The sequence below is a fragment of the Gilliamella sp. ESL0232 genome, assembly GCF_013346885.1.
Taxonomy (GTDB): Bacteria; Pseudomonadota; Gammaproteobacteria; order Enterobacterales; family Orbaceae; genus Gilliamella; species Gilliamella bombi.
The window spans coordinates 15237-31436 of the sequence record NZ_JAAEDW010000011.1; the positions used below are offsets into that span (position 1 = coordinate 15237).

A 16200-nucleotide genomic window follows, 5' to 3' on the forward strand; every position below is an offset into this window, starting at 1 on the left:
TTTAAAGATGGTAAAGTGCTAGTGCAAAAAATTTGTTCTTTGGATTTAATGGCTATCATGTTTTCATTAGGTTGTTTGCCATTACTCTTTTTGCCCCATTTATTGTCTGATCTATATTGGTGTTTACTTGCTTTTATCTTGTTTTTAATTGTGTTAACCGTTCCTGTTAATTTTCGTTGGTATTTATCTGTTTTTGTTGCATTTAGTTTAGGTTTTTTGTGGTCAACTGCTTATTCTAAGCAATATTTATCCAACATTTCTCCCTATATTGATAAAACGCTAGTTGTTCATGCCAAAGTAGTTAATATCAATACTCATCAGGCAGCAACGGTCAACGGACCTTATTACATGTCATTTTCTATTTTTTCCATTTCAGATGTTACGCTTGCAAATGATATTCCGATTTCTGTTTACTGGGATAGGTTAGATCCTCCTAAATCTGGGGAAATTTGGCAATTGACACTAAAAACAAAAGTTGTACATGGATACTTAAATGATGGAGGATTTGATAGCCAACGCTTTTCGATAGCAAATCGTAGCTTATTATCGGCTAAATTGGTTGATGCCAAGTTATTAAATGATAAATCTGACTTAAAACAATATATTACTGATTTGGCTATACCTTATATCGATTTATTTATTTATAAAGGTATTTTGCTAGCCCTTGCTTTTGGTGATCGTTCTCAATTAGATGACGAGCATCGTATGGTAATGATGCAAACAGGTATTGCTCATTTAATGGCTATATCTGGTATGCATATTTTAGTTGTTTATGGACTTAGTTGCTTTTTGGCTAAAGCTATACTGTTTTTTATTCCAAAGCGTTTTATCTATTTTTTTTTACCAATTATAATAGGGTGGTTATGTGCATTTTTTTATGCATGGTTAACAGGTTTTAATCCGCCTACTTTGCGAGCTATGGTTGCTTTGTCAATTTGGATCTATTTTCGTTATAAAAAATATAAAATAAGTTCATGGCAAAAAATCAATCGGATCATTGCGTTGTTATTATTATTTGATCCATTGATGATTTTATCTGAAAGTTTTTGGTTATCTTGCTATGCAGTAATAACTTTAATTTTTTTGCATGATTGGGCGCCGCTTTCCAAAGCAGTAAGGCATAAAAAACGTTGGTATATAATTAGGATATTGTATTTGCAGTGTGGGTTAACCTTATTGCTGCTTCCAATTCAGTTTTTTGTTTTTCAAGGTGTTAGTGGAGTTTCGATTTTAACAAATCTAATTGCAATTCCTGTTATTTCATTAGTTACATTTCCTACCATTTTATTGGCGTTAATATTTAGTATTTTTGATTGTTTTTCTATTGCCTTATGGTTTTGGCTAATTGCTGATAAATCTCTAGAATGGCTATTTTTGAGTTTAAATTGGCTTAATCAATTATGGATTAACATCCCTTCAGATTTTTATTTATTAGGTCTTTTAGGTTGGTTAACTTTAGTGATAATCCGTACAGGTGTTTGGCAACGCTTTAGCATTACTTTGCTCGTAATTTTGATGATACTGGTTACCCCTTTTTTTAAACAGCAACACTATCGTTGGCGGTTAGACATGTTAGATGTAGGTCATGGATTAGCTATCGTTATCCATGATGGTAAGTCTGCAATTTTGTATGATACAGGAGCTAAGTGGGAAAAAAGTTCCGCTATGGAAAGGGTTATTATTCCTTTTCTACAATGGCATAATTTGAATGTACAAGGTATTATTATTAGTCATCAACATAATGATCATGTTGGCGGTTTGAAATTACTTCAACTTATTTACCCTAAAGCATGGTTAATGAGTTCGTCTTCTGATTTTAATAATGATTATCAATGTTTAGCGGGTAATAGTGTTATTTGGAATGATCTGACGTTTAATGTGCTGTGGCCTAATCAGCTGGTTAGCGATGCTCAAAATAAGGATTCCTGTGTGGTGCAAGTTACAGATGGACATTTTTCTGTATTGTTAACTGGGGATCTAGAACGTAATCAGGAATATCAATTAGTTACTAAATATCGAAATCAGCTAACGTCTACTATTTTACAAATCCCCCATCATGGTAGTAGTACATCGTCAAGTTATACATTTTTAAATCATGTTAAACCAGTAAAGTCTTTGGCGTCTACATCTCGTTATAATCCTTGGAAACTCCCCTCCAATAAGGTAATGGCAAAGTATAAAGATTTACAATTAGACTATTATGTTACTGCTAGAACAGGTCAAATAAGTCTTTTTTTTGATAAACAAACATGGAAGCTAAAAACTATGCGAGGTGAAATTAAACCTAGATGGTATCATGATTGGTTTGGTAGTTTACCAAATTATGAGTAAAATAGGCTATCGTTTGCTATAGGCAACTATAATAATTGTTATATTGAGATATAAAACAATTTTACTAAATGTAATTGAGTGATGTTAAAGTTATGATTGAAAAACTGTGGTATGGTAAAAATCGTTTATTTTGGTTATTCATACCATTTTCCTTATTATATGGTTTAATTGCTATTTTCCGTCGCTTTTTATATCAAGTTGGTATTTTAAAATCTTGGCGATCTCCTGTACCTGTTATTGTTATTGGCAACTTATCTGTTGGTGGTAACGGTAAAACGCCACTAGTTATTAGTTTAATTGAATCGTTAAAACAAAAAGGATTACAGGTTGGAGTCGTTTCACGAGGATATGGAGGCAAAGCTGATAACTATCCGCTTATTTTAGATAATACAACCACAACCGAACAAGCAGGTGATGAACCTGTGCTTATTTATCAACGTACTAGTGTACCTATTGCTGTCTCACCTTATCGCTCTGAGGCTGTTCAAGCGTTATTAAAGCACTACCAATTAGATGTTATTTTGACTGATGATGGTTTACAACATTATGCTTTAGCGCGTGATATTGAAGTGGTGGTGATTGATGGAAAGCGCCTATTTGGTAATGGATGGTGGATGCCGGCAGGGCCAATGCGAGAGCGTGAAAGTCGGTTAAAATCGGTTGATCTTATTGTCATCAATGGTGATAGTGTAAATAATTTAGCGCAGCAGTATCCTAATAAAACCTTTACTATGCAATTAATGCCCCTGTATGCAGTGAATTTACTTACTCAAGAAAAAAGAGCGTTATCTTCGTTGTCAAATATATGTGCTATTGCTGGTATTAGTAATCCAAAACGTTTTTTTGATATGTTAAGTAAATTGCAAGCGGATGTGGTTGAAACCGTTTCTTTTGCCGATCATCAAAAATTTACTTTACCGTTGTTAAACAATGTTGCACGTAATAAACAAACACTTTTAATGACTGAAAAAGATGCAGTTAAATGTAGACAATTTGCTCAACAAAATTGGTGGTATCTGCCCATCGATGCGGTAATACCTGTGCAAGTTATTGATCAAATCTGTTTATTACTAGCTGAGACAAAATCCAAAGAGAAGAAAAAATGAAAGATATCCTATTAAACGCACTTGCTTGTCCTAAATGCCATGGTCAATTGCAATATAATGCTACTAATCAGCAGTTAATTTGTCATACAGATAATTTAGTTTATACAGTTAAAGATAATATTCCGGTGTTGTTAGAATGTGAAGCTAAACCACTTAACCAATCTGAATGTATTCAAGAATAAATAATAAGGTCTTAATTATGAACTTTTCGGTTATTATTCCCGCTAGGTATGCTTCGAGCCGTTTACCTGGTAAGCCACTAGCGGATATTCATGGTAAACCAATGATTGTTCGTGTGATGGAGCAAGCAAAAAAATCATCAGCCAATCGAGTGATTATTGCCACAGATCATCAACAAGTTTATGAGGTAGTCAAGGAGTATGGTGGTGAAGTCATTCTGACAAGTGATAAGCATAATTCTGGTACAGAAAGACTGGCAGAGGTGATAAATACTTATCAGTTTACTGATGATGAAGTTATTGTTAATGTACAAGGGGATGAACCTTTAATACCGCCAGTCATTATTAATCAAGTGGCTGAAAATTTAGTGCAATATAAAACAGGAATGGCAACGTTAGCAGTGCCAATTGATTCTGTTGAAGAAGCATTTAATACTGGTGCAGTTAAAGTTGTGACAGATAAAGATGGTTATGCGCTTTATTTTTCTCGTGCAACCATTCCTTGGGAACGCGATCGTTTTGCGAAATCAGCTGAACAGTTAAAACCATCGAGTATCGGTGATTTTTATCTCCGCCATATTGGTATTTATGCTTACCGTGCTGGCTTTATTCGTCAATATATTAAATGGGCACCATCAATGCTTGAACAAATTGAAATGTTAGAGCAATTAAGAGTACTTTGGTACGGTGAAAAAATTCATGTCGCTGTGGCAAAACAACCTCCTGCAATTGGTGTCGACACTTTCGAAGATTTAGAAAAAGTAAGAGCGTTATTTAAGGAGTAAGCAATGGCAAACTTTACTGGCTTTAGCCAAGCTGGACTTAATTTTTTACAAGACGCTTGGATTAAAAACAGCAAACCGTGGTTTGAAGAGCATCGTGCTATTTATGATAACGATTTAGTTAAACCGTTTAGGCTTTTGGTTGAACAATTAACACCAGAGATGCTCAAAATTGATGAGTGGTTTGAAACTCGTCCTGCTATTGGTAAAACGATTTCACGTATACATCGAGATACTCGTTTTTCAAATGATAAATCACTTTATCGTAGCCGATTATGGTTGACATTTAAACGACCAAATAAAGATTGGAAAGAAGCGCCCGCTTACTTTTTTGAAATTAGCCCAAGCAGTTATCAATATGGGCTAGGCTATTATTGTTCATCAAAACAAACAATGGATATCTTTCGAGACGAAATTCTTAACGATACTAAGAAATTTTTAGCAATGATACGTTGCGTCAAAAAACCATTTGAGCTTGTTGGCGAAAGTTATAAACGCCCATTAATTAAAGAGCAGGACGAAAAAGTTGCAACCTGGTATAACCGAAAAAATATTGCGGTTATGGTGACAAGTAATCATATTGAGGATGTGTTAAATAGCGATTTACCCGATAAACTAATTAAAGGTTTTAAACAGTTAGTTCCACTTTATGATTATTTAATGCGGGTAGAAATGATTAAAAATATACCGACTCTTTAGCTTTGTTGAGTCGGTGTTTAATATTAAATATTAGGAAAATTCAATATAATTTCTTTAATACCATTAATTATGAATTGAGTTCCAACACAAACTAATAAAAAGCCCATAATTCTTGAAGTGGCTTCAATGCCACTTTTCCCCATAAAGCGCATTATGCTACCTGCACTGCGCATGCAAAACCAAAGGATAATACATAACAATAAAGGCACTAAAATCGAAGCAGTATAAACAACCCAAGTTGAAACGTCATAACCTCCACTTTTTACTGTTGATGACATGCTTATTATCATTGCTATAGTTCCGGGTCCTGCTGTACTTGGCATAGCGAGAGGAACAAAAGCGATATTATTTGAGATCTCTTGCTTTTTTGCATCTGCTTCAAGAGTTTTGTGTGATGGTTGTTGTGGAAATAACATTCTAAAACCAATAACGCCAACAATCATGCCACCAGCAATACGTAATCCGGGAATCGATATGCCAAATGTGCTCATCACTAGTTGCCCACAATAAAACGATACAACCATAATTATAAACACATAAATACAGGTCAATTTTGATTGGTAATTCCGCTCTTCATTGGTCATATCGCCCGATAGACCTAATAACAGTACCACAGTGGTTAAAGGATTCGTTAAAGGAATAAATAAAATTAAACCAAAGCCGACAGTTTGTATAAGTTCCAACATAGATTTATTTTAAATCCAACAAAATTTGCAGCTAAGTATAATTGAAATAAACAGAAAATGATATATGGAGGTAGTTGTAATTCGGTATCGGATTTTATTACCATGTTTGAAAAAATTGTAGGCACTACACTGATAATTATAGGTCTAATATTAGTAGAAATAATGTCAAGCGTGAATGATTTTTATGCATTAGTAGATAAAATGTAATATTAGATTAAGGTTTGAAAGGAGTAATATTCGACTCCTTTCATTAAATCAAATTGAACTTTTAATACTTAAAATGGAATATCGTCATCAAAATCCATTGGTGGCTCTGGTGTTGCTGCTGGTTGCGCTGGTGTATTTTGCGTTAGAGGACGAGAAGGAGCCACTGGTGCAGATGAAGAATTATTAGCACTTTGTCCCCAATTTTGTGAACCATCGCCCATGTTTTCACCACCATTGCGTGTTGCTAAAATTTGTAAAGTACCACCAATTGGGTTGACTACAACTTCAGTTGTGTAACGATCTTGTCCTGACTGATCTTGCCATTTTCGAGTTTGTAATTGCCCTTCAATATAAATTTGGGAACCTTTTTTTAAGTATTCGCCAGCAATTTCAGCTAATTTACCGAATATAACAACGCGATGCCATTCAGTACGTTCACGGTATTCATTTGTTTGTTTATCTTTCCATGATTCTGATGTTGCAATGCTAATATTAGCAACTGCATTACCATTAGACATATAACGAACTTCGGGATCTTGACCTAAATTACCAACTAAAATGACTTTATTTATTCCTCTATTGGCCATTATTAACTCCTAAACATGACATAAGTATTTTAAGCTGCATATTGTAACATGAGACTGTAGTAATATCAGCGAATTTAATTTAATAATGGAATTTTTCTCCCATTTTATAAAGATATAGAAAGATTGGTTTAAACATAGGAATTTGCTGCCATAGCGAGTATAATGCCAAGCATTTGTTAATGTGATGTTCTAAAAGATTTTTCCTATAGGAGGCCTTATGATTAATGCGTTTGGATTAAAAAACAAACAATTAGTAAAAATTAATGAAGGCGATATAAATAATGCAACTTGGATTGATTTAATTGAGCCAGAAGAAGCTGATCGAGATTTTGTTTTAACACATTTAGGACAAAACTTAGCAACTAGTATTGAACTTGACGATATTGAAGCGTCAGCTCGTTTTTTTGAAGATAACGAAGGTTTACACGTCCACTCTTTCTTTTTTTATGAAGATGCAGAAGATCGTGCAGGCAACTCAACAGTAGCTTTTACAGTGCATAATGGTCGTTTGTTTACACTACGTGAGCGAGATTTACCAGCATTTCGTTTGTATCGCATGCGATCGCGCTATCAAGGAATGAACGATGGAAATCCTTATGAAGTATTACTTGATTTATTTGAAGTTAAAGTTGAACAGTTAGCAGATCAAATTGAAAATATCTACAGTGAACTCGAAGAATTAAGTTTAATTATTATGGATCGTTCAGCTCAAGAGCATTACGATGAAGCTATTACCTCGTTGGCTGAACTTGAAGATACCGCGTGGAAAGTTCGTCTTTGTTTGATGGATAGCCAACGTGCAGTTAATTATTTAGTTCGCCGAGCAAAGATGCCAGTAGATCAACTAGAACAAGCTCGTGAAGTTATTCGCGATATTGAATCGCTTGTTCCACATAATGAGTCATTATTCCAAAAAGTAAACTTTTTAATGCAAGCTGCAACTAGTTTTATCAATATTGAACAGAGCCGAATTATCAAAATTTTCTCGGTTGTATCTGTTGTGTTTTTACCCCCAACGGTAGTTGCTTCAGCTTATGGTATGAATTTTGAATTTATGCCAGAATTAAAATGGGAATATGGTTATCCTTTTTCATTACTATTAATGTTGCTAGCAGGTGTTGCTCCTTATATTTATTTTAAACTTAAAAAGTGGTTGTAGATTTATTGATTTAAATTGAGTTTTTATTCGATAGTTTTTTAATATATTAGATGAAATTCTTATCGTACTAACTGCTTAGGATAATTTAATATAAATAATTATTAATATCAGCAATATACTTTCATCGAGTGATGGGTAAAACTTAATATTTTAACTGAAAGAATTAATTTATCATAAAGGAAGTAACATGAATCAATATGCACTGGTCACCGATATCGGTGGAACTAATGCTCGATTTGCGCTTTATAATTTGGCTACAAATGAGCTATCAGCAATAACTAAAGTTCTTATTGCAAAGGATGATGTATTGCTAAAATTAATTAAGAATTACTTACAAGCCCAATCGGTTACCGTTAAAATGGCTTGTATTGCAATTGCCTGTCCGATTAATGACGAAGATATAATTAGTATGACAAACAATGATTTGTCGTTTTCACGATCTGAATTAGTTAAGGAACTTAATCTTGAAAAACTAGAAGTAATTAATGATTTTACAGCAGTATCAACTTCAATTCCTAAATTATCTAAACAAGATCTTGTTCAGATTGGTGGTGATGAACCTGATTTAGATTATCCAATTGCAATTTATGGTGCAGGTACAGGACTTGGAGTGTCACATTTAATTAAAGTAAATGGACGTTGGATTAGTTTGTCAGGAGAAGGGGGGCATACAGAGCTTCCAATGATAAGTGATGATGAAGACCGTATTTTAGTGCAACTTCGCAAAAAATTTGGGCGTGTTTCTACCGAGCGGTTTTTATCAGGCAATGGTATTGTTAATATTTATCAAGCGTTGTTACAAATTAATAATCAACCAGTAATAGAGATTACACCCGACATTATTGTTGAGAAAGCGCTATCTAAAAGTTGTCCACTTTGCTTGCAAACTTTAACCTATTTTTGTACTTTTATGGGGCGTTTTGGTGGTAATTTGGCATTAACACTTAATACACAAGGTGGCGTTTATATTGCTGGGGGTATTGTGCCACGCTTTATCGAATTTTTTAAAACATCTCCATTTAGAGATGCTTTTGAACATAAAGGTCGTATGTCCTATTTAGTCAAAAAAATTCCTGTTTATGTAATAACACATGAAGATCCAGGCTTGTTTGGTGCAGGTGTTTATTTACAAAATTGTCTTAATAAATAGTATTAATGAGTAAAGGTTTTATTTTATGATGTGGTGTTATATTTACCGAAGTACCAAAAAAGAGAACTGCTATCTATATATGGAACATGAAAATGATTTTTCAACGATTCCTGAAAAAGTAATGTCTATTTTTGGTTCACCTGTTTTTGTCATGAAAGTATTACTTGACGGTAAACGAAAATTTGTAGTTGGTACCGCCACTGAAATAGAAGAAAAGATTAAAACTGATGGATTTTTCTTACAAATGCTAAAAGAAGATGATTTCAAAGTATGATTGAGCCATTTTGGGAATATAAGACATTAGCTCAGATGAGTGATGAAGAATGGGAACAGCTCTGTGATGGTTGTGGTCAATGTTGCTTAAATAAATTGATGGACGAAGATACAGACGAGATCTTATATACTAATGTTGCTTGTAATTTGCTTGACTCCAATACTTGTCAATGTAAACATTATAATAGACGTTTTGATTATGAACCCGATTGTATCAAGTTGACTCGTGATAACCTCCTTACCATTGAATGGTTACCTTTAACCTGTACCTATCGTTATTTTTCTGAAACAGGACAATTGCCTCATTGGCATCCGCTTATTACGGGTAATAAAAAGCTTATGCATAAGCTGAAGATATCGGTTAAAAATCGGATTGTTTATGAAAAAGATGTGATTTGTTGGGAAGACCATATTATTTAAAATAGGGAGCTACAGCTCCCTTTTGATTTTAATTTAAAGCACAATCCATAAATATCCAAATACATCAACAGCGAGCATATTTAAAAACATTAAAATAAATACAAAAATCATAAATGAGATATCAATCATTCCAAGCGGTGGCACAATACGGCGAATTGGTGCTATAAGTGGTTCAGTTAACTGAGCAAGTAATTCATCCGCGTTTGATTGTCCACGGCTAACCCAACTTAGAATTGCTCGAAATAGTAATAACCAGAATAATAAATGCCCAAATGCATGAGCTATGACAGCAATAGCATAAAGCAGGTATTTACTAGTCCAAATTGATTCATTAATCATTCCATAGTAGGAAATAAAAATAATTTTAATGACGGCAACAAAATATAAAAGAACCCATGTAGCGGTATCAATTTGCTTAATAGATGGGATGACTTTGCGTAATGGACCGATAATAGGTTGAGTTATTCGTACGATAAATTGGGTAAATGGGTTATAGAAATTTACACGCACACGCTGCATCCATAAACGCAAAATTAAAACATAGAGACATACCGTTAAGATGGTATTACCTAGAAAATAAAGCGATGTCATTTAAGACTCCTTAAAATAAACTATTCGGGCAATATATCACAAATACTGCCTTGCTCCAAAGATCGCTGTACCTATTCGAACCATAGTGCTACCAGCAACAATAGCAGCTTGCATGTCGCCACTCATGCCCATGGATAATGTATCCATAAATGGATAATCAGTTTGTAAAGAACGCAAAAGTTCGTGCATTTTGTTAAAGACGTTTAGTTGTTTGTCAAAATCATTTTCAATTTCTGGGATCGCCATTAATCCACGTAAATTTAAATTGGGTAGTGTTATAATTTGTTTTGCTAAATCAGAAACTTGTTCAGGCTCAACCCCAGACTTGCTGGCTTCTTTACTAATATTAACTTGAATAAGTACATTTAAGTTTTCCATATTAGCTGGGCGCTGATCATTTAAACGTTGAGCAATTTTAAATCTATCAATGGTATGCATCCAATCAAAGTGTTCGGCGACTAATTTGCTTTTGTTCGATTGTAATGGACCAATAAAATGCCAAGTTAATAAAGTATTGGGGAGAGTTTGTTTAAAATACTGGATTTTTTCAACGCCTTCTTGAACATAGTTTTCACCAAAAGATAGTTGACCTGCATCTATCGCTTGTTTGATTAAGGTTACTGGCTTTGTTTTACTGACCGCAATAAGTTCGATTGTATTGGGATCTCGTTCGCATTTTTTTGCTATTTCTTGAATTGTGTTTTTTATAGTAAGTAAATTGTCACGTACTGTATTCATGTTAATTCCCAATTAATAAACTAATAGGTAAAATATAATGTTAAAATCGATGTTGTCGCTTAGTGTAACGCAAAAAGCATCCGATTTGCATCTTTCAAGTGGTGAAGTTGCACGCATTCGCATTAATGGACAATTACAGTGTGTATCAAACGAAAAGTTATCGCCGTTAGATTTAGAATCTGAACTATTGGCGTTACTTAATGAATCACAAAAATTACAATTACAGCAAGATAAACAAATTGATTTAGCCTATCAATCTCCTGAAATAGGTCGCTTTAGAGTCAATATTTTTTATCAACAGCGTGGTATTTCGGCAGTGTTTCGAATGATTAAAAAACAGATTCCAGATCTAGATGAAATAGGTGCGCCCGAGGTTTTTAAAAAGCTAATAACGCACGAAAGTGGTATTATTTTAGTGACAGGTGCTACAGGAAGTGGTAAATCAACGACGCTTGCATCATTAATTGAATATATTAACTCAACTCAATCCAAACACATTATTACTTTAGAAGACCCCATTGAGTTTATTTATCATAATCAACATTCATTAATTCAACAAAGAGAGCTTACAAATTTTGACTACGCACTTGATAGCCTTTTAAGGCAAGATCCTGACATAATATTACTTGGGGAATTACGTAATAAAAAATCTATCCAAACTGCATTAACAGTAGCTGAAACAGGGCATTTAGTTTTTGCTACGTTACATACATGTTCTGCTATTCAAAGCATTAATCGTATTATTGATGTATTTGATGAAAATTCGCGTAACTTTATTCGCACACAATTATCAAATAATTTAAGAGCAATTATCAGTCAAAAGCTAATATTAACAAAAAATGGGCGTAAAGCGTTGTTTGAAGTGCTTATCAATACTCCTGCTGTCAGTAATTTAATTAATGAAGGCAAAATTAAACAAATTATTTCCCTTATGCAGACGGGGCGACAACATGGTATGCAAATTATTACGGATCAATAATTACTGAAATTGAAATAATCTTTAATCATAAACTAATTTTATTTATTTACCTGTGACTACAAACGAATGGCAAAGCGGAAAGAGTGATAAAAACTTTGAATTGAGATATGACATAATCAGCAAATATTTATCGATTTAAAAGATAGAATGCAAAATCTTAAGCGATTTCGGGAAAAGCACCTTATGAGTTTTTAGAGGGTTTTTAACCACAAAGTATAAACACCTCAGTGTTTTTCTAAAATTTACATTTCTTTACAAAAAATTCCGCCAAAAAACTAGCCAACAATTTTTCAAATGGTTATACTTTTATCGCTATAGGAAAACAAGCTTATTAAACAAGCAAATAATTATAAAAATATAAATAAAACAAATAATTACTTGACAGGTTAACCATAATGCATTATCATTTTAGACACCAGCACTGGCAAACCTATGTCTTAAATTTATTAAATAATCTTATTCGACGAGTTTTTACACGAAACTTATTTATATCTTTGAAATTATCTCTCAAAGCATTATCGAAATTATCGCTCAAATCACCTAAAACAGCTTTGCTAGTATTAGCATTGTTATTATTGTCATCGTCATGGGATGTACAGGCGAATGGTAAAAAAGCTCGAGCGAGTAATCGTAGTGATGCAATAATAATACCGTCGGCAGTTATCAATTATGTAAGGCCAAATCTATTTTGGGGTAATGGTAAATACGCAGGTCCAGCTGACATATGGAATCAGAATAAAGGCTTTTTAGTTCAATCAGTCAATCCTGAATCATATAATCAAAATTTCCCGACCACGGGTGCATATAATTTATATTTTGATTTACTCATAACAGGAATAGAACCAGAAGAATTGACATGGGAACCAGTCACGCATGAGGGAATTACTGCAACAGTGACAAATGTTGTAGCTCGTGAATGGTGGATTCCTTATGAGGACTTGGGACAAGTTGTAGCTCGCGTTAAGCTAACAGGTCCAGAGGCAAGAAATCAATGGGATAATCCGAATCCTAGACGAATTACTGTACCAAGGTTACCGCAGACGTTTGAGTTAGTGGGTAGGGATAGAGATGGCGTTGAAGTAGTAAAATATGGATTTGTATTAAGGCAATGGTTCGTCAGTCGGTGGCAAGATCTGTGGGGGGATATATTTTCTAATCAAACAAAATGGTGTAATAGTTTGAGTTATCGCCTTCCGCAGGTAAGAGATTTAACCAATGCAAAGTGTGGTATGTACACGAGTTTCCCCTGTATAAATGGCATAGATAATGTCACGTCATCATCATCTGATAACATTCACCAACGAAGAATAGGTAATGGATTTTTTACTGAGTGGGGCCCCATAACCTATTATGCTGATGCGGGATTCGCCAACACCTACTTTTGGACGAGTGATGTGGGAGCATACAGAGGTGATCAGTTCCTTGTTAGCTCGGGCGGTGGCAGCGTCATCAGCAGCGGTGCCTCCTACCGTTACTATACTGTTTGCACCGCGCCTTAGTTTTTAGCGTTTATTTCTTAATCATTAGGACGCAGAAGGTGCTTATGGTGTGAGAGGATAATCTAACAAAAGAATAAAGCCACGGCGCAAGTTGGGCGCTGAGCAGGCAAAGCTAGCACTTTAATGACTAAAAGCCAAAACAACGCCCGACCAATACAATTTTAAAGCTTGTGTATTTGTTATTAACTAGCTGTTATTAACAAGTTGTTATTAAATAGCTATTATCAAATAACAAAAGCGCTTTTCTTAAAAAGCCAAATTCAACGTAATAAAAAACTAGCCTATAAACGGTTGATTTTATTTAAAAATAAAAAATTAAATAAAATCAATAGTCTACCTGAGATATTTTAGAGCAAAAAACACGCTTATAGCACCACAATATTAATAAGCTTGACTTATCAAAGCGCCAAAATATACCGATAACAAAGTAAAGCTAGCACGCCCAACTGAGCTGTTGGGCGTGTTTGTGTTTTAGATGTTATCACCAATATTAATCATTCCACAAAAGTTAAAAAATCCTAAAACTAACATATATTTTAATTAGAAAATTCACCTATCTATAAAACCGAATCGTTTTCATCTTTACATTTCTTTACAAAAAAGTCCGCCAAAAAACTAGCCAACTATTTCTTAAACGGCTATACTTTAATCGCTTTAGAAAGATAAGCTTATTAAATAAGCGAATAATTATAAAAATCGAAATAAAACAAAATATTACTTGACAGGTGGAACAAAATGCAGTACTATTTTAGGCACAAGGCACAAGGCACAAGCACTGGCAAACCTATGTCTTAAATTTATCAAATAATCCTATTCGATGTGTTTTTACACAAAACTCCATTATATCATCGAAATTATTCACAAAATTATTTTCAAAAATCCCATTGGCATTAGCACCGTTGTTGTTATTGCCGTACTCATTAGAATCACAGGCATTATCGGCCACGACTTCTGAGCGCATTCACGGTACTGAGCCTTATTTAACGTTTGATAGTGGCAGAACCAAAGCAATTTCATTTAAAGATTTATTAGATATTAAGTTATCGGATGGTACCAATATTACACCTACGACTAATACATCATCATTTTCAAACCCAATCGTATTACCAAATGACAGTGATACTTTCGCTAATGTTGATATGATAGTCCCCCCATTTATTAACACAGTGAGTTTAAATGACTTGGTGATAACTCGTAACTTTTGGCAAGATGATGATGGTGATGGTAATGTCACTGTAAAAGGGGATATCACGCTGAGTATCACGGATAAAAATAACCAAACGGTTAATCGTAATGATACTTTAGATATTTGTAATGCGCCTTATAAAGTGGAGTTAAGTAGTACAGGTGGTAGTTTAAGAACGCAATACGGAGTACCAGATACTAGCACTTTTACAGAAGGTAGCGCAGTGTATTACATTAGTCCAAATCTACCACCTAAAATTTGCTATGCCAAGCCTAATCTGAAATATGGTACAAATTCGTGGACAGATTTTCGCGGTCCTGCTGAGATGTGGGATTCAGATAGAGGTTTTATCCCCCAGTCTATCTATCCTACATCTTATAATCGTAACTTTCCAACCACAGCATCTAATGGTTTATTCTTTGATTTGGAGATAGGTGGGGCAAATCAATTAACTTGGCCGACAGTGACAAAAGGGGGGATTACAGCTACTATGACTAATGTAAGTCGATTTAATGTCCGTGTTACGCTAACAGGTCCAACAGCAACCGAAACTCAACAGCAAGCTACAAATCCAAGTCAACTTAGAAAACCGACCTTACCACAATCATTTGAGTTAGTTGGCTACGATAATAATGGTAGCGCAGTAGTAAAATATGGGTTTGAATTACAGAAGTGGCTTGTTAATCGTGGAGAAACTCGTGATACCTCTTTTAATACAGCAAATTGGTGTAATAGCTTAGGTTATCGGCTTATAAAGGTAAATGATGTCACCAATGCAATTTGTTCAGGTGCGGGTGTCAGTTCAATTCGTTGGTGTCAAGGTTCAGTAGCCGCCACACCTCCTTCAGTTGGTGATCATTATCAGCGTCGAATTGGTGCTGGTTTTTTTAGTGAGTGGGGTTATATGGGCGATTATCCTGGAACGGGATTTCCGTATAATGACTATTATTGGACAAGTGATGTTGCCGTAGGAGTTGGTCAGTTTGCTGTTGCTCCTGATATTGGGCACATAGGTAGCTATGAGCTTCCTCATCTTATCTATGGTTTGTGTATTACCCCTTAGGTATCGTTAATCTTTTCAACTCGATCTAGATTATGAGATAATTAAGGTTAAGAAAAAAATAAAAGCCACTCCAATATAAGTGGTTGAGAGCCAACAAAGTTGGCAATCTATGCGCTTTTGCAGCTAAAAGCAAGAGCGCTTTTCTAGATAAAATACAATCTCCCAATAAAATAGAACCTAGCTTATAAGTAATTAATTTAAATAAAAACATTGAAATAATAACTTTAATAAAACAAATATTCCACTTGAACAATTTTGAGAAAAATAAACGCTCGCAATATTGCCATAATATCGTAAAGTCCATATGACTGCTTTATCCTAGTACTAAAATGTCCCCTCAACTAAAGTAGGTTGTTAGTAGGCTAATTAGGGATTGATGAATTTGGTTTTATTAGGTAGATAGAAATTGGTACAAATTTAAATATTTTACAAGGCGAAGATAGTTTAAAAAGGCGAATATTATGGCTAAGACGAGTAACTTTAAGTCGGCTACATTTTTCAGCCAATCCACTATAACTATTCTTACTAAACATCCTTTGCTAAAAGGTCAAAGGTAGTACATAAT

General features: G+C 34.3%; 16 protein-coding genes. 12 read left to right on the plus strand and 4 right to left on the minus strand.

Annotated elements, in window-relative coordinates; all coding sequences use genetic code 11:
* Positions 1-48: 48 nt before the first annotated feature.
* The 5 genes from GYW75_RS10945 (at position 49) to GYW75_RS10965 (ending at position 5097) form a co-directional block, all read left to right on the plus strand.
* Positions 49-2331, plus strand: coding sequence for a DNA internalization-related competence protein ComEC/Rec2 (locus GYW75_RS10945; RefSeq protein WP_174799371.1), 2283 nt, complete (start codon positions 49-51; stop codon positions 2329-2331).
* A 92-nt stretch (positions 2332-2423) separates the two neighbouring features.
* The gene (gene lpxK, locus GYW75_RS10950; RefSeq protein WP_174799372.1) at positions 2424-3437 is read left to right on the plus strand and encodes a tetraacyldisaccharide 4'-kinase; all 1014 of its coding nucleotides are present in this window, start codon (positions 2424-2426) and stop codon (positions 3435-3437) included.
* Positions 3434-3619 (plus strand): Trm112 family protein, encoded by a 186-nt coding sequence (locus tag GYW75_RS10955; RefSeq protein ID WP_065560220.1) that lies wholly within the window; start codon positions 3434-3436, stop codon positions 3617-3619. The genes lpxK and GYW75_RS10955 overlap by 4 nt, the downstream gene beginning before the upstream one ends.
* 17 nt (positions 3620-3636) lie before the next feature.
* Positions 3637-4401, plus strand: coding sequence for a 3-deoxy-manno-octulosonate cytidylyltransferase (gene kdsB, locus GYW75_RS10960; RefSeq protein ID WP_174799373.1), 765 nt, complete (start codon positions 3637-3639; stop codon positions 4399-4401).
* A 3-nt stretch (positions 4402-4404) separates the two neighbouring features.
* Positions 4405-5097, plus strand: coding sequence for a DUF2461 domain-containing protein (locus tag GYW75_RS10965; protein WP_174799374.1), 693 nt, complete (start codon positions 4405-4407; stop codon positions 5095-5097).
* Between the two features lie 23 nt (positions 5098-5120).
* Here GYW75_RS10965 and GYW75_RS10970 read toward each other — a convergent pair whose 3' ends face one another.
* Both GYW75_RS10970 and GYW75_RS10975 read right to left on the minus strand, forming a co-directional pair.
* Positions 5121-5783, minus strand: a complete 663-nt coding sequence (locus GYW75_RS10970; RefSeq protein WP_174799375.1) for a MarC family NAAT transporter — start codon at positions 5781-5783, stop codon at positions 5121-5123.
* A gap of 275 nt (positions 5784-6058) precedes the next feature.
* Positions 6059-6577, minus strand: a complete 519-nt coding sequence (locus tag GYW75_RS10975) for a single-stranded DNA-binding protein (RefSeq protein WP_065589243.1) — start codon at positions 6575-6577, stop codon at positions 6059-6061.
* Positions 6578-6794: 217 nt separating this feature from the next.
* Between GYW75_RS10975 and corA the strand changes: the two genes are divergently transcribed.
* The 4 genes from corA to GYW75_RS10995 all read left to right on the plus strand — a co-directional run bounded on the left by corA (position 6795) and on the right by GYW75_RS10995 (position 9579).
* The gene (gene corA / locus GYW75_RS10980) at positions 6795-7736 is read left to right on the plus strand and encodes a magnesium/cobalt transporter CorA (protein ID WP_034912903.1); all 942 of its coding nucleotides are present in this window, start codon (positions 6795-6797) and stop codon (positions 7734-7736) included.
* A gap of 187 nt (positions 7737-7923) precedes the next feature.
* A complete protein-coding gene (locus GYW75_RS10985; RefSeq protein ID WP_065589242.1) occupies positions 7924-8886 on the plus strand; it encodes a glucokinase in 963 nt (320 codons plus the stop codon).
* A 25-nt stretch (positions 8887-8911) separates the two neighbouring features.
* Positions 8912-9160: a YcgL domain-containing protein gene (locus tag GYW75_RS10990; protein ID WP_081296761.1), complete on the plus strand. Its 249-nt coding sequence runs from the start codon at positions 8912-8914 to the stop codon at positions 9158-9160.
* A complete protein-coding gene (locus GYW75_RS10995) occupies positions 9157-9579 on the plus strand; it encodes a YcgN family cysteine cluster protein (protein WP_034912894.1) in 423 nt (140 codons plus the stop codon). The genes GYW75_RS10990 and GYW75_RS10995 overlap by 4 nt, the downstream gene beginning before the upstream one ends.
* 33 nt (positions 9580-9612) lie before the next feature.
* Here GYW75_RS10995 and GYW75_RS11000 read toward each other — a convergent pair whose 3' ends face one another.
* Together GYW75_RS11000 and GYW75_RS11005 are read right to left on the minus strand one after the other, a co-directional pair.
* On the minus strand, positions 9613-10170 hold the full coding sequence (locus tag GYW75_RS11000; protein ID WP_174799376.1) for a YggT family protein: 558 nt from the start codon (positions 10168-10170) through the stop codon (positions 9613-9615).
* A gap of 36 nt (positions 10171-10206) precedes the next feature.
* Positions 10207-10908 carry a YggS family pyridoxal phosphate-dependent enzyme gene (locus GYW75_RS11005; RefSeq protein ID WP_174799377.1) on the minus strand — a complete coding sequence of 234 codons (702 nt, stop codon included), beginning with the start codon at positions 10906-10908 and terminating at the stop codon, positions 10207-10209.
* A 37-nt stretch (positions 10909-10945) separates the two neighbouring features.
* On the opposite strand from GYW75_RS11005, the gene GYW75_RS11010 reads away from it, so the two are divergent.
* The 3 genes from GYW75_RS11010 to GYW75_RS11020 all read left to right on the plus strand — a co-directional run bounded on the left by GYW75_RS11010 (position 10946) and on the right by GYW75_RS11020 (position 15635).
* Complete coding sequence (locus GYW75_RS11010) at positions 10946-11887, plus strand: type IV pilus twitching motility protein PilT (protein WP_085163951.1); 942 nt, start codon at positions 10946-10948, stop codon at positions 11885-11887.
* Between the two features lie 395 nt (positions 11888-12282).
* Entirely contained in the window at positions 12283-13386 is a 1104-nt protein-coding gene (locus GYW75_RS11015) for a hypothetical protein (RefSeq protein WP_174799378.1), read from the plus strand.
* Between the two features lie 884 nt (positions 13387-14270).
* The gene (locus GYW75_RS11020) at positions 14271-15635 is read left to right on the plus strand and encodes a hypothetical protein (protein ID WP_174799379.1); all 1365 of its coding nucleotides are present in this window, start codon (positions 14271-14273) and stop codon (positions 15633-15635) included.
* Positions 15636-16200 lie beyond the last annotated feature (565 nt).